At 44.6% G+C, this 14,293-nt stretch carries 12 protein-coding genes; 8 read left to right on the plus strand and 4 right to left on the minus strand.

What is annotated here, in order from left to right; genetic code table 11:
• Positions 1-82: 82 nt before the first annotated feature.
• Complete coding sequence (locus tag R7O03_RS12505) at positions 83-1,297, minus strand: pyridoxal phosphate-dependent aminotransferase (RefSeq protein WP_005384283.1); 1,215 nt, start codon at positions 1,295-1,297, stop codon at positions 83-85.
• A 217-nt stretch (positions 1,298-1,514) separates the two neighbouring features.
• Here R7O03_RS12505 and R7O03_RS12510 point away from each other — a divergent pair, with 217 nt between their 5' ends.
• The 7 genes from R7O03_RS12510 (at position 1,515) to R7O03_RS12540 (ending at position 9,026) form a co-directional block, all read left to right on the plus strand.
• Positions 1,515-2,822 (plus strand): isochorismate synthase MenF, encoded by a 1,308-nt coding sequence (locus R7O03_RS12510; protein ID WP_033906881.1) that lies wholly within the window; start codon positions 1,515-1,517, stop codon positions 2,820-2,822.
• Positions 2,819-4,537, plus strand: coding sequence for a 2-succinyl-5-enolpyruvyl-6-hydroxy-3-cyclohexene-1-carboxylic-acid synthase (menD, locus tag R7O03_RS12515; RefSeq protein ID WP_025766952.1), 1,719 nt, complete (start codon positions 2,819-2,821; stop codon positions 4,535-4,537). The genes R7O03_RS12510 and menD overlap by 4 nt, the downstream gene beginning before the upstream one ends.
• Complete coding sequence (menH, locus tag R7O03_RS12520; RefSeq protein WP_213899478.1) at positions 4,524-5,351, plus strand: 2-succinyl-6-hydroxy-2,4-cyclohexadiene-1-carboxylate synthase; 828 nt, start codon at positions 4,524-4,526, stop codon at positions 5,349-5,351. The genes menD and menH overlap by 14 nt, the downstream gene beginning before the upstream one ends.
• A complete protein-coding gene (gene menB, locus R7O03_RS12525; protein ID WP_005382318.1) occupies positions 5,344-6,210 on the plus strand; it encodes a 1,4-dihydroxy-2-naphthoyl-CoA synthase in 867 nt (288 codons plus the stop codon). The genes menH and menB overlap by 8 nt, the downstream gene beginning before the upstream one ends.
• A gap of 125 nt (positions 6,211-6,335) precedes the next feature.
• Positions 6,336-7,325 carry an o-succinylbenzoate synthase gene (gene menC, locus R7O03_RS12530; protein ID WP_213867089.1) on the plus strand — a complete coding sequence of 330 codons (990 nt, stop codon included), beginning with the start codon at positions 6,336-6,338 and terminating at the stop codon, positions 7,323-7,325.
• Positions 7,310-8,737: an o-succinylbenzoate--CoA ligase gene (gene menE / locus R7O03_RS12535; RefSeq protein ID WP_213973146.1), complete on the plus strand. Its 1,428-nt coding sequence runs from the start codon at positions 7,310-7,312 to the stop codon at positions 8,735-8,737. The genes menC and menE overlap by 16 nt, the downstream gene beginning before the upstream one ends.
• 100 nt (positions 8,738-8,837) lie before the next feature.
• Positions 8,838-9,026: a hypothetical protein gene (locus R7O03_RS12540; protein ID WP_005382314.1), complete on the plus strand. Its 189-nt coding sequence runs from the start codon at positions 8,838-8,840 to the stop codon at positions 9,024-9,026.
• Here R7O03_RS12540 and R7O03_RS12545 read toward each other — a convergent pair.
• The 3 genes from R7O03_RS12545 to R7O03_RS12555 all read right to left on the minus strand — a co-directional run bounded on the left by R7O03_RS12545 (position 9,023) and on the right by R7O03_RS12555 (position 12,545).
• Positions 9,023-9,952, minus strand: a complete 930-nt coding sequence (locus R7O03_RS12545) for a YeiH family protein (protein WP_115385833.1) — start codon at positions 9,950-9,952, stop codon at positions 9,023-9,025. The genes R7O03_RS12540 and R7O03_RS12545 overlap by 4 nt on opposite strands.
• A gap of 114 nt (positions 9,953-10,066) precedes the next feature.
• The gene (locus R7O03_RS12550; RefSeq protein ID WP_318131734.1) at positions 10,067-11,941 is read right to left on the minus strand and encodes an MFS transporter; all 1,875 of its coding nucleotides are present in this window, start codon (positions 11,939-11,941) and stop codon (positions 10,067-10,069) included.
• 13 nt (positions 11,942-11,954) lie between these two features.
• Positions 11,955-12,545: a TetR/AcrR family transcriptional regulator gene (locus R7O03_RS12555; RefSeq protein WP_005382308.1), complete on the minus strand. Its 591-nt coding sequence runs from the start codon at positions 12,543-12,545 to the stop codon at positions 11,955-11,957.
• 392 nt (positions 12,546-12,937) lie between these two features.
• Here R7O03_RS12555 and R7O03_RS12560 point away from each other — a divergent pair, with 392 nt between their 5' ends.
• Positions 12,938-13,810, plus strand: a complete 873-nt coding sequence (locus R7O03_RS12560) for a Tim44 domain-containing protein (RefSeq protein WP_005384268.1) — start codon at positions 12,938-12,940, stop codon at positions 13,808-13,810.
• The last annotated feature ends 483 nt before the right edge of the window (positions 13,811-14,293 follow it).

The raw sequence follows: 14,293 nt of genomic DNA on the forward strand, positions 1-14,293 counted from the left end.
CCGTTTCTGGTGTAAAAAAGGAACTCACTAGGAGTTCCTCTAAGCATATGAGAGATCAGCACTAATTACTACCAGTGATTCATTACTGGCTGTAGGTTGATAGGAATCTTTCAAAACGTCCAATGGCGATTTCTAGATCTTCAACGTGCGGTAGTGTCACGATGCGGAAGTGGTCTGGTTTTGGCCAGTTAAAGCCGGAACCTTGCACCAGTAAGACTTTCTCTTGTTTTAAGAAATCTAAAACCATCTGTTGATCGTTCTTGATGTTGTACATTTTAGTGTCGATTTTCGGGAAGAGGTACATCGCACCCTTAGGTTTGACACAAGAAACACCAGGAATCTGATTGATCAGTTCATACGCTCGGTTGCGCTGCTCTAATAAGCGTCCGCCAGGTAAAATCAGTTCATTAATACTCTGGTATCCACCTAACGCGGTTTGAATCGCATGCTGCATTGGTACGTTTGCGCATAAACGCATCGATGAAAGCAGCTCCAAGCCATTCACGTACCCTTGAGCCAGATGTTTAGGCCCCGTTAAGAACATCCAGCCACCACGGAAACCACAAACACGGTAGGCTTTTGAAAGGCCATTGAATGTCATGACTAGCACGTCTTCAGTGAGTGTGGCGACTGAGGTATGTGTTGCACCGTCGTACAACACTTTGTCGTAGATCTCATCTGCGAAAATGATCAGTTTGTGCTGGCGTGCTATCTCAATCACTTCAAGTAGGAAGTCACGGCTGTATACCGCACCTGTCGGGTTGTTCGGGTTGATCAGAACAATGCCACGTGTCTTTGGTGTGATTTTCTTTTTGATGTCTTCAAGGTCTGGGTACCAGTCAGCCTCTTCATCACATAGATAATGAACCGGCTTACCACCAGATAGTGCAACTGAAGCTGTCCATAACGGATAGTCTGGTGCTGGGATCAGCATTTCGTCGCCATTGTTTAATAGCGCTTGCATGGCCATTACGATCAACTCAGACACGCCGTTACCTACATACACATCTTCGACATCTAGCGAGCGTATACCTTTACGCTGATAGTGTTGGACCACAGCTTTACGAGCAGAGTAAATACCTTTGGAATCACAATAGCCTTGAGAAGTCGGCAGATTACGAATCACGTCGACTAAAATCTCATCAGGGGCGTCAAAACCAAATGGGGCAGGGTTACCAATGTTTAGCTTTAGGATTTTATGCCCTTCTTCCTCCATGCGCTTAGCATGTTTGAGTACAGGACCCCTAATGTCGTAGCAGACATTGTCGAGTTTTGACGACATCCCGATATTTTGCATTGTTTAATTCCTAAAAATTCGTTAATTTCTTTATTAAAATACAATAATTTGTTTTTTATTAGAATATATATCTGTAAATAATCTGTCTGCTGGTTAAGTTTTGCTCGCTTGCTATCACAGGATTTTGCAAAAGATCGCATACGACCTTGATTTGCTTTGGGTCTAAACTTAGAGTAGCCGTCAGTTACCATTTATCCTCACATACAACGAGGTTGATTTGTCACAGTTCCATCAAGCCGTAAAGAGAATTATCGAGCGAGTTCAGCAATCGGAAGGCAATCAAACACGTCTGGTCGAGCCCCTTAGCGAGAAACCTAATTTCTCATTTATTGATTGGCTTGATGCACAACCACTTTTCCCTAAGTTTTATTGGCAGTCCCGCGATACACGTGAAGAGGTCGTTGCACTAGGGCAATTGCACGCTTTTGTTGAGCCAGGTCCTGCTTATACCATTCTAGGTGAAGGGCAAAGAGTCTGGGGCGGGCGCTCTTTTGATGGACAGCATGAGAAGAATCGTCGCTGTATGCCTTCTTTTTTCTTTTTGCCTCAAATTGAGTTAATTCGTTTTGACCAACAGTGGTCTCTCGCAGTTAATATTTCAGAAGACAAAGCGCGAACTCTAGCTGGGTTGAATAAACTGGTTTGTGAGGTCGCGACCTTAGCTCCAATTTCGTCTCACATCCGCTCTATTGTTCATACGCCAAGTCAGCCTCAATGGAATGAGTTAGTTCATAAGGTTCTGACTGGTATAGAGAATGATGATTTTAAGAAAGTGGTTTTAGCGCGTCGCTCTACCGTGCAGCTTGATAACACATTAAGTGCTGCACAGCTACTTAAAGCAAGTTACTTAAATAACCATCATAGCTTCCATTTCATGCTGAGCTTAGACAGTAAGCACAGTTTTATGGGGTCTACGCCAGAACGTTTGTATTCTCGCGTAGGGCATGAGCTACATACCGAAGCGTTAGCAGGTACGATTGGTCGGGGAGACAATGCCACTCAAGATATGGAGTTGGCGAATTGGTTATCCCAAGACCAAAAGAACCTCAACGAAAACCAGTATGTGGTGGACGACATCATTGACCGTCTATCACCGCATTCTGAAATGGTTGAAGTGGAAGCTGAACCGAGTTTGGTCAGACTACGAAAAGTGCAGCACCTTAAGCGAAATATTCACGCTAGTCTAAGAGCGGGGATAAATGGTGTTCAGTTGTTATCGGCGCTTCAGCCAACAGCGGCGGTTGCTGGCTTACCCCGACAAGAGTCCATGCAGTTTATTCTTGATAATGAGCCGTTTGCACGCGGCTGGTATGCAGGCTCTATGGGTTACATCAGCCATGAGCGTGCAGAGTTTTGTGTCGCAATCAGAAGTGCGCTTGTGCTCGGTGAGCAAGTACAACTGTTTGCGGGCGCAGGGATTGTTCCAGGCTCCATTGCAGAACATGAGTGGGCAGAACTTGATAAGAAAATGTCGACGTTACTTACGCTGATTTCTGATCATCCGCCATTGGGAGTCGCATCATGAGTCATGACCAAGCGGTGCTCAATCGAGTTTGGTCAGAAACCATATTGATTGAGCTTCAGCGATTTGGCGTTAAGCATGTTTGTATCGCTCCCGGATCTCGTTCTACGCCTTTAACTTTAGAAGCGGCAGAACAGTCCGACTTTTCCATTCATACTCATTTTGATGAGCGTGGATTGGGCTTTATGGCTCTTGGTTTAGCGAAAGCTACTCAGGAACCCGTGGCAATTATCGTTACCTCTGGTACGGCAGTGGCGAACTTATTACCGTCGGTTGCCGAAGCCAAACTTACTGGTGAAAAACTGGTGCTGCTGACAGCAGATCGTCCAGTAGAACTTGTCGGCTGTGGTGCAAACCAAGCGATAAATCAATTGGGTATTTTTTCACATCATGTTTCGGCCAGTTTGAATTTACCAAGCCCAAATTTAGCAACGTCGCTTAACTGGTTGCTGACCTCTGTTGACGAAGTGATGTTTACTCAGCAATTGCAGGGTAGTGCCGTTCATATTAATTGTGCATTTCCAGAGCCTTTGTATTCCAACGGCGCAAAAGCGGATTATCAAACCTACTTAGATTCGGTCGCCGGATGGCGAAAAGGAAGCGGCACTTATACTCAGCGTTTTAGCCATTTGTCACAGGCGAACATCCCGCCTTTTTCAGACAAAAAAGGCTTGGTTGTGATTGGCAGCTTACCGCTTGAACAAGCGAAGTCGGCGCAGGCATTTGCACAAAAGATGGGATGGCCAGTACTTGCAGACCCGCAAAGTGGTCTCAGTTCGGATTGGGCGTATTACGATGTATGGCTTCAACTTCCCGAGTTCGCAAACGAGCTTGAATCTTGTGAACTTATTATCCAATTTGGTAGCCGAATCATCTCCAAACGTTTGAACCAATGGATTGATAAACAAGTATCGAAAAATCAACAAAGTAAAGACGTTCAGTATTGGTATGTCTCACCTTGTATGGACCGGAATAACCAAAATCATCTGGCGCAAATGCACTGGGTTGAGCCTCCTAAAACGTGGGTTTCTCGCATTAGTTTTGAGAAGTCAATATTTGCTGGGTGGGCTGATAGGTTAGCGAATGACGTTAAGCGAGTTCATCAACGTATCGAAGAAGCCTTCCTATCTGATTCAGCGTCTGCCATTGACGAAATTGCGTTGGCAGCAGACATCAACGAGCGCACAAAGAACGTAGATGTTTTCTTGGGTAATAGCTTGTTTGTTCGGCTTGTTGATATGTACGGAAAATTGGATGGTGTAGAGGTTTTCACTAATCGAGGCGCATCAGGGATTGACGGTTTGTTTGCTGCGGCATCAGGCGTGCAACGGGCAAGAGGTAATCCGTTACTAATGTATATCGGTGACACAGCAGCACTTTATGATCTCAATTCTCTGGCGCTATTTTCTCACAATAAACTGCCGGCGGTACTTGTTGTTACTAATAATGACGGCGGTGCGATTTTTGATATGTTGCCAGTACCACCAGAGCGCAGGACGACATATTATCAAATGCCTCATGGTTATCAGTTTGAACACGCGGCAAAGCAGTTTGGTTTGGCGTATTTGCATGTTTCTACACTGGAGCAATTCCAATCATCTGTAAAAGAGCATTTATGTCACCGCCAAGGAACGTTGCTGGTCGAGGTTCAAACCCCACCTAATCAAGCTGCTGAGACACTCAAGGCATTTAATAAGAGTCTGAATGCTTTACTTTGAACGTTTCCCTGTATTAGAAAAACACCAAAGTAGAACGTTGCCCACTTTGGTGTTTTTGCATGGTTTGCTTGGTAGCGGTGAAGATTGGCAATCATGTATCAACGCGTTACCCGAGTATGAACGTGTTACGGTTGACCTCCCTGGTCATGGGCACAGCCAATCTATTTCTTGCAGCGATCTGAATGATTGCTGCAAACTTCTTGGTTCCACACTATCTTTATTATTTCCCTCACAACAACCACTTATTTTGATTGGTTACTCTATGGGCGGCCGCATTGCGATGCATGGTATTGCCCATCAATGCTTTCCAGATCTCAATATTGCGGGCGCGATTGTTGAAGGGGGAAACTTCGGGCTTCAAACTGAGTCAGAGAAACAGGTGAGATTAGAGAATGATGCTCGCTGGGCAATGCGTTTCAAAACTGAACCACTTGAACGTGTTTTGAACGATTGGTACCAACAAGCGGTGTTTTCTTCACTAAACCATGAGCAAAGACAAACATTCATTGCGAAGCGAAGTGATAATCTTGGCTCAGCGGTGGCGAATATGTTGATGGCGACATCGTTAGCCAAACAGGCATATTTGTTGCCCTCACTGCAAAAGCAGAACATACCAGTGTATTACTTGTGTGGTGAGAAAGACCAAAAATTTAGCCAACTGGCACAACATAGCGGGTTGGCGTATCGACAAGTTGAAGGCGCTGGTCATAACGTCCATCAAGAGCAGCCCAAACAGTTTGCGATACATACCAAGCAAATAATTCAGTCTCACTTTGGTGAGAGTAACGAGAACAATGGGAATCACCATGGCTAAAACAGTAGGCATTTCTGAAGAAGAACTTTACGCTCCGGTTCAATGGAAAGATTGCGGCGAGAAATACGAGGACATTCATTACCATAAGTCTGAAGATGGTATCGCGAAAATCACCATTGCGCGTCCTCAAGTGCGTAACGCGTTTCGTCCTCAAACGGTAAAAGAGATGATTGATGCGTTGGCAGATGCGCGTTACGACTCTGGTGTTGGCGTGATCATTCTGACAGGTCTAGGTGAAGACGCATTCTGTTCTGGCGGCGACCAGAAGATCCGTGGCGACTATGGCGGCTATAAAGATGACCAAGGTACGCATCACCTAAACGTATTGGACTTCCAACGCGATATTCGTACTTGTCCAAAACCAGTGATCGCATCGGTAGCGGGTTGGGCTGTTGGCGGTGGTCACGTTCTGCACATGATGTGTGACCTAACGATTGCAGCTGACAACGCTCAATTTGGTCAAACAGGCCCTAAAGTGGGTTCATTTGATGGCGGTTGGGGTGCATCTTACATGGCTCGCATCGTAGGCCAAAAGAAAGCTCGCGAAATTTGGTTCCTATGTCGTTTCTACAATGCTCAAGAAGCGGTAGACATGGGCCTAGTAAACACAGTTGTACCACTAGCGGATCTAGAGAAAGAAACCGTTCGTTGGTGTCGTGAAGTACTACAGCACAGCCCAATGGCATTGCGCTGCCTGAAAGCTGCATTAAACGCAGATTGTGATGGTCAAGCGGGTCTGCAAGAGCTAGCGGGTAACGCAACGATGATGTTCTACATGACTGATGAAGGCCAAGAAGGTCGTAATGCCTTTAACGAGAAGCGTCGCCCAGACTTCGATAAATTCCCTCGCAACCCATAATCCGTCTAAATGAGGAGCGTGTTAGCTCCTCTGTTCCTTTTTTCCTGAGCGCCTCGCCCTCTGGGAGGCTGGTGGGATTGCTCGTCAGAACGCTCAAATATACGGCATTACATAGGACTTGAATTATGCGTGAAGCGAAAATTTATCGTTATAGCTTGCCCATGGATAGTGGTGTCATCCTACGTGACAACAAGCTAACCGAACGTGTTGGTTATGTTGTTGCGCTTTCCGAAGATGGTAAAACAGGGTTTGGAGAAGTCGCTCCTCTTCCTGGTTTTAGCTTAGAGAGCACCGAAGATGCGGGTGTTCAGCTACAAGAACAGGCGGAGCGTTGGGTAGCAGAGTTGGATGTGGATTATGCCAATATGTACCCATCGGTTGCGTTTGGTTTATCGATGGCACAACTTGAATTAGCTGGTGGTTTACCACAACAAGGTAAATACCAAACAGCGCCACTATGCACTGGCGACCCAGATGAGCTCATTCCAAAGCTGAACGAAATGGAAGGTGAGAAAGTCGCTAAGGTGAAAGTTGGACTTTATGAGCCAATTCGCGATGGCATGCTTGTGAACCTTTTTCTTGAATCAATCCCTCAATTAACGCTTCGACTCGATGCCAATCGCGCTTGGACACCAGAAAAAGCGCAGCAGTTCGCTAAGTACATTGCTCCGTCTCTGCGTCAACGAATCACGTTTCTAGAAGAGCCGTGCCGCTCTCCTGGCGATAGTCTCTCTTTTGCGATTAATACTGGTATTGCTATCGCTTGGGATGAAACATTGCAAGATGCGGTTCGTCGTGAAGATTTCCGTCTTGAAGATCTAACTGGTGTGAAAACGATCATCATCAAACCCACACTCATTGGTTCAGTGGATTTTTGTATTACACTGATAGAGAAAGCGAAGTCACTGGGGATGAAAGCAGTGATTAGCTCGAGCATTGAATCCAGTCTCGGTTTAACTCAATTAGCGCGCTTTGCCCAATGGCAGTTGCCTGATGAAGTTCCAGGTTTGGATACGATTGGCTTATTCAAAGCTCAGCTAGAGCAGGGCTGGCCTAAGTGTGAACTTCCCGTTCTTCCTCTAAAAGACCAGGAGATTGTGTGGCATTCTGCGTAGACAATATTGCGAAGGCACCATGGAAATATTGGGCTCAAACGAGCCCTTTTTCTATTGCACTCGAGACATCAACAGAAGTATTAAACTGGCAACAACTCTCGAAGCGTATTGACCAATACACTCACTATTTGAATGACTTGGGTGTAACTCGGGGGGATGTGCTGACTTTGGTTGGCAAGAACCAAGTAGAAACACTGTTGTTTTATCTTGCCTCCAAACAGTTAGGCGCGCTCGCTGCGCTGACCATGGAACAACCACTAGATAAGTTGCAGAGTAAGCTTGCTACACTTTACAGGCCTGATCAAACTCGGTTTATCTGGTTTTCTCAGGAGTGCGCTTCGATCTTTTCTGAACATGATATACAAAAACTCAAGGCAACATTGCTTTCACCGCCTGTAGTATCACAGCAAGAGAGTGATTCGTTGACTGAAGATAGCTATCATCATGACCGGCTCGCTTCAGTAGTATTTACTTCTGGCTCTACAGGGGAGCCTAAAGCTGTGGTTCATACACATCGACAGCATCTTGCGTCTGCAGAGGGCTTGTTGCAGGAGTTCATTTTCACTCAGCAAGATGCTTGGCTGTTATCGCTTCCGCTGTATCACGTCTCTGGATTAGCGATTGTCTATCGTTGGCTATATGTCGGAGCAACACTAAAAGTCGGTTCAGGGAAACTTGTTGATGATGTTCAGGGCGTATCACACGCTTCTTTGGTTGCGACTCAGCTCAAACGGTTATTGGATGATGATGCACATTTGTCATTGACACATGTGCTACTGGGCGGCAGCCACGTTGATCACGACTTGGCACTACGAGCAACAGGGCAAGGCATTGAGACATGGTTAGGTTATGGGATGACGGAGGCGGCCTCTACCGTTACCGCAAAGAGAATTGACAGCACCAGTAATGCTGGACATGTATTGAAGCACCGTAAGATAAAATTAGTTGACCAACGCATTTTTGTTGGCGGTAAGACATTAGCGGCAGGGTATTTCCATCAAGGACATGTTACCCCATTTCTGGATGAGAAAGGCTGGTTTGACAGCAAAGATCTTGGCGAGTGGCAAGGTGATGAATTAAAGATAATCGGCCGTGCCGACAATCAGTTTATCTCTGGTGGTGAGAATATCCATTGTGAAGAGATTGAAGCCGCTTTGAACCAAATTGATGGTGTAGTGCAGAGTATAGTGGTTCCAGTCGAAGACGCGGAGTTTGGTCATAGACCAGTAGCTGTGATTCAGACCAATGGATTGCGCAGCAAATCGGAGTATGACCAGCATTTGCAATCAAAATTAGAGAAGTTTAAATGGCCAGTGGAATACCACGTAATGCCACAAACTCTACTAGAAGGTGGGATCAAAATTTCGCGTAAGGCAGTGAAAGAGTGGCTGCTGTCATCACTTCAGCATTAGTCAATTTTGCTATGTATTAGTCATAAAGAGAATTTCGTATCCTTATAACTCTGAATCATAATTATGCTTCTTCGTGGAGAGAAAATGCATAAGGTTCAGGATGGCAAAGCTAGTTTTAATTGCGGCAGTAGCACTACAAATTGGTATCGCGATAAGTAGTGAAGGGCTAGCCCGCTCTCTTGCAGAGCTAACGGCATTTTTGATCGCTATTGCGTTGGTCGTTATATACAAAAATAGCAAACGGGAAATGCCGTCCCCTCAACGCGATAAGCAGACCACCAATATCTAAAACAGTAACCAACTTAGAGAAGTGGTCGAAATTAACACCCACAGAGTCACACCAAACAACAGCGGCTTAGCTCCAGCTGACTTTAGTTTTGAAATTGAAATGCTGCAACCTATCAAGAACAGACATACAACCAACGCTTGCTTTGCTCCAATGAAAATGCCGTGATAGACCATTTCAAATTGAGGAAAGAAGTCGCTAAACGCGATAGCTGCACAGTACCAAAAAATGAAATAAGGGATAGCTAGTTTTTTCTTTCCATTCTCTTTTTGGCCTCTTGAAAAGATGACGGCACTGATCAAAGCAACAGGAATGATCCATAAAGCGCGCGCGAGTTTCAATGTTGTTGCCGTCGTTAGTGCTTCTTCCCCATAGGCCGAGGCAGCCCCGACAACAGAAGATGTGTCATGAATGGCAATCGCAGCCCATGTGCCAAACGTGTGTTGATCTAGCCCTAAAGCATGTCCAATCACAGGAAACACAAAGAGTGCAATGGAGTTCAGGACAAACACTGTTGCCAGTGCTAATCCAATCTGCTCGTCTTTCGCTTTAATCGCCGGTGCCACAGCAGCAATTGCGCTACCACCACAAATTGCAGTACCTGATGAGATTAAGTAAGCGGTTACTCGCTCCAATTTAATTACCCTGGCAATGAGAGTGCCCATGATCAGTGTGCCTGTAATAGTGGCGATGATCAGGCCGATACCATCCGATGTGACTGTAAGTGCTTGCTCAAAGTTGATGCCAAAGCCTAAGCCAATAATCGAGTAAGACAGCAGCTTTTTAGTAAAAGAAGCGATGGGCAGCTCGGAAGGCACAAAACCAAAACTTGCGAGTAGAAAACCGATAACTAGAGCAATGGGAGAGGAGGCAAGAGGGGTTAGACAAAAAAGTAACGCCAATCCAAACAGGAGGTAGTTTCTATTCAAGGTTTTTATTCGCTGTTGTGAATGAAAGGGAGAGTATATCGCACTGGGTGTGGTCAGTTTGTCTTAATGATTTGAACACATGTTCAGTTATCCTAAACATGTGTTCAAGTGTATTTATCGCCAGTCGCCTCTAAGTTGATGCACTTTATCGAACATTGTTTTTGCCGTTGCTTCATTTGGTGGCACCGGTTGTCCTGCCTCAATTTCTAGCTTTGACCAAAATCGAGTCGGTAAGCCACAGCATGCGTGACCTTTTGCGCGGCTGAAATAGCTTCCCCATAATCCTTTTAGTGCAACAGGTATGACAGGTACTGGGCTACGACGTAGAATGATATCAATACCGCGCATGAATTCATTCATTTCACCATCTGAAGTTAATCTTCCTTCAGGGAAAATACAGACGATATGACCTTCGCTTAGCGCGGCTTCCACATCGTTAAATGCACGTCTGATAGAGCTTCTGTTACTCGCTGAAATTGGAATTACCCCAGTTCGACGTAAAAAGCGCCTTAATGGAGGTAGGTTGGCGTAATCTTCCTCCATCACAAAACGAATCAACCTTGGGCATACTGCACTAAGTAGCAATGCATCCATGTAGCTTACATGATTACATACAATCAATGCCCCACCATGCTCGGGTAGGTTGTGTAGATTCTTATGCTTAACTCGATAGATGGTGTGCGTAAGCATCCACATGACAAAGCGAACTACAAAAATAGGTATTTGCAAAAAGATGTAAGCGGCAACTAAGAAATTTAAAATGGCTAACAATGCAAACAGCTGAGGAATTGTCATCTTGATTACACTTAGGCACACAATACCCAAGACAGCGCTGCCGACCATAAACAGAGAGTTAAAGATGTTGAGCCCTGCGATGACTTGAGCACGTTCGGTTTCCTTTGCTCGATGCTGCATTAATGCGTAAAGCGGCACGATAAACAAACCGCCTGAAGCGCCAATCATCAATAGGTAGAAAAATAATGGCCAAAAAGGCTCATATCTAAAGAAGTCTACAAAGTTATGGAAAATAGGTAGATCATTGGGAATGGAAGTGGCCATTAGGTACCCAAATACCGTAATGCCAAAGGCACCAATTGGCACAATACCGACTTCGATACGATGGTTTGAGATCCAATTGCAAAGTAGCGACCCTAGCGCGATACCAATGGAAAATAGAGCGAGCAAGAAAGACACCGCACTCTCGGTGCCATTTAGGTAAATCTTAGTGAAATTCGGGAATTGTGTTAGATATGCGGCGCCTAAAAACCAAAACCAGCTTATTGCCATTATGCATTGAAAAACAACTCGATCGGATTTGGCGATAGAGAGCGTGTGTTTGGTTTGCTTGTATGGTTGCCAACGAAAAGAGAGATTGGGCGCGCTGGCGGCTGCAAAGGGGATTGAGCGGCTCGACAAGTAGCCTAACAATGCGAAGATCACGACACAAAATGCGGCAAGGTATTTTGCGTTGTCTGCAGAGGCTATAATCCCAGCGCCTAAGGTGCCAATAAGGATGGCGATAAAGGTACCAGCTTCAACAAGAGCGTTGCCGGGCACTAACTCTTTAGCATTTAACTTTTGAGGCAAAAGGGCATATTTAACTGGGCCAAAAAATGCTGACTGTGTGCCCATTAAAAACAGTAGCAATAAAAGCACACCATAACTTTCGGTTATGAATCCGATGGCACCCAAGAGCATGATGGCTATTTCAAATAGTTTAACCTTACGAATAAACCATGACTTTTCATATTTGTCGGCTAATACGCCAGCGGAAGCAGAGAACAGAAAGAACGGTAGAATGAACAAGCCTGCCGCAAGGTTGATGAACAAATTGCTCGAAATAGGTAGTGCACTGGAGCCAGCGAATGCGACAAACAACAGCAAAACGTTTTTAAAAATATTGTCGTTGAAAGCGCCAAAAAACTGAGTAATGAAATAGGGCAGGAACTTTCTCTGCGTAAGTAAGGACGGCTGTCTGTCGGATGACATGGATAATCCTTTGTTACCAGTTCGTGAGGTAGTTAGAAAGAAGATTACTGATCAATTCTTTGCCATCAATCGGTTCACTAGAGAAAAACTTATCATCAACACTGAGTAAAGTAATGCCATGTACGCCAGACCAAAGGACTCGACTCGCTTGAATCACTTCGGATTCAGTACGATGTGGTGCGATTTGAGCCAATAGTGACTCTAGCATTCCCGTCATACCATCGATACGTTTGGCATGCCATTCCGGAAGTTCTGCTCCATTCATGTTGTGTTCGAACACTAACTGCCAACGGTATGGGTGTTTTTGAGCAAAATCGTGGTAGCAATAAGCGAGTTCAAAAAGCGCTTGATGGGAGTCTTTACTGTCATTAGTCGCTTTGCGTGCTTCTTGAGATAACTCATCTAAAGTTTGAGCGACAACATGAAGCAACAACAAATTATAATTACCAAAAACATTTACCAATGTGCTTGGCACGTAACCAATCATGTTAGCGATTTTACGAAGACTGAGTTCGTGGTAAGAATTCTCATCTAAAAAGTTTTTGACCGTTGTTAACGTCAAATTCACTAACTCTTCTCGGGTGTGATCGTTTCTGCGCGCCATACTCTCAAACTACTTTATTGAACATCGTTCAATATGATAGTCAGCTACCTATTAACCGTCAACAAGGCAATGTGTCCAAGTGCCCTCAAGGTGTAGGATTCTGAGCTGTGTCACTGATTCTAATTCAAGTAAAACAATCTGGAGTATTAGTGAACTTATTCCATACTTTTTTTACATTGATCAAGCGCCTTCAGCTGAATTGCAAGCAGTGTGAGCAGTCTGCATTTTTGGCAATATTCTGATACATGTCAGCTTCTATAAGCTATTTTCATCAATCGGTATACAGAGTATGATGACTTAAAAATCATCTTTGGCGTGCTACTGTTTGAAACAACGATTGTTTCGTCTTGAAAATGGGGCACTATCTTAGATAGCTAACTTTAAGGATAACGATGAAACGTTTATTTTCTATTGTTGCTTTATTGATGTTTACTGTTGCTGTAACGCCTATCGCGGAAGCGAAGAAGTTTGGTGGCAGTAAGTCTTTCGGTAAGAGCTACAAAACTGCACCAGCACCGAAACAACAGCAACAAAACACCAATACGGTCGGCAAAGATCAGACGACAAAGTCTTCAAGTAAGAAAGGCCTTATGGGTGGTCTGCTAGGCGGACTTCTTGCTGGTGGTCTACTTGCTGCATTCTTTGGCGGTGCTTTTGAAGGTATCCAGTTTATGGATATCCTAATTATTGGTTTAATTGCCTTTGTCATCTTTAAACTAATGCGCGGTATGCTAGGTGCGAAGCAGGGCAGTATGAACCAGCATCGTCAACAGCCTGCATTTGGTGGCAACGCATCTAAGTTTGAGCAACCAAACATGCAAAACTTTGAGCAACAACCAAACACAAATAATGGTGGCTTTGGTGGTTTTGGCGCTCAAACAGACGTACCACATAACTACCCACCGGGTTTTGACCAAGCAGCGTTCATTAATGGTTCTCGTGAACACTATCGAATCCTGCAAGGTGCGTGGAATCACAACCAGCTAGAAACTATTGAAGAATATGTTTCTCCAAGCTTGTTTGAAGACCTAAAAGCAGAGCGCGCGAAGCTCGACGGTGAGCAGCATACTGATGTAATGTACGTTGATGCAGAGATCGTCCGTGCTGATTACGATGCAAATAAAGCACAGCTTAGTCTACAGTTTAGCGGTCGTTACCGTGACACAGTAGAAGGTGTTGAAGAAGAAATCGAAGATATCTGGCACCTAGAGCGTGACTTGACTGCGCCTAATGCGCCATGGTTAATCGTTGGTATTCAAGGCTAGTCACCTTTAAACCGATTTAGCCACTAGTAAAAATCCCGCACCCCCTGCGGGATTTTTTGTATCTATCATTTATATTTCTTGTACGTGCTTTTATACAAACATCACTAATTGAGTCCGCTTGATAACTTTTGCTCTAATTTTGCGAGCCCCCTTTTTCTAGTAAGTCCTCAAGTGTTTTCCTAGTTATATTGAACATTCATATTAAGGCCATACGAACTAACAAAATCAAAATAGCTAGTACATTGTTTGTAGGGTAAAGATCTGCTCCTCAGCCTTTTGTTTGTGGAGTTTCACATGGGGTTGGTTGCTTTAGTGAGATTGAGTATAGGTTATACCAATCGTAGTAAATAACTGGTCATTCTAGCTTGTTAAAATACTCGATAACTGCGTTGCAATTTTTGATTGCAGAATAACTACTTATCGAAAAATTGCGCCTTGTTCTCAAGCATTTTCCCTACGCTATTTCTGATCACTTATTTACTG

The sequence above is a fragment of the Vibrio sp. Vb2960 genome (genome assembly GCF_033337665.1).
In the GTDB taxonomy this organism is placed as follows: domain Bacteria; phylum Pseudomonadota; class Gammaproteobacteria; order Enterobacterales; family Vibrionaceae; genus Vibrio; species Vibrio alginolyticus.

Coding starts and splice junctions, on each gene's coding strand:
- R7O03_RS12505 (WP_005384283.1), bottom strand. CDS start 1,297: ATGCAAAATATCGGGATGTCGTCAAAACTCGACAATGTCTGCTACGAC.
- menD (WP_025766952.1), top strand. CDS start 2,819: ATGAGTCATGACCAAGCGGTGCTCAATCGAGTTTGGTCAGAAACCATA.
- menH (WP_213899478.1), top strand. CDS start 4,524: ATGCTTTACTTTGAACGTTTCCCTGTATTAGAAAAACACCAAAGTAGA.
- menB (WP_005382318.1), top strand. CDS start 5,344: ATGGCTAAAACAGTAGGCATTTCTGAAGAAGAACTTTACGCTCCGGTT.
- menC (WP_213867089.1), top strand. CDS start 6,336: ATGCGTGAAGCGAAAATTTATCGTTATAGCTTGCCCATGGATAGTGGT.
- R7O03_RS12540 (WP_005382314.1), top strand. CDS start 8,838: ATGGCAAAGCTAGTTTTAATTGCGGCAGTAGCACTACAAATTGGTATC.
- R7O03_RS12550 (WP_318131734.1), bottom strand. CDS start 11,941: ATGTCATCCGACAGACAGCCGTCCTTACTTACGCAGAGAAAGTTCCTG.
- R7O03_RS12555 (WP_005382308.1), bottom strand. CDS start 12,545: ATGGCGCGCAGAAACGATCACACCCGAGAAGAGTTAGTGAATTTGACG.
- R7O03_RS12560 (WP_005384268.1), top strand. CDS start 12,938: ATGAAACGTTTATTTTCTATTGTTGCTTTATTGATGTTTACTGTTGCT.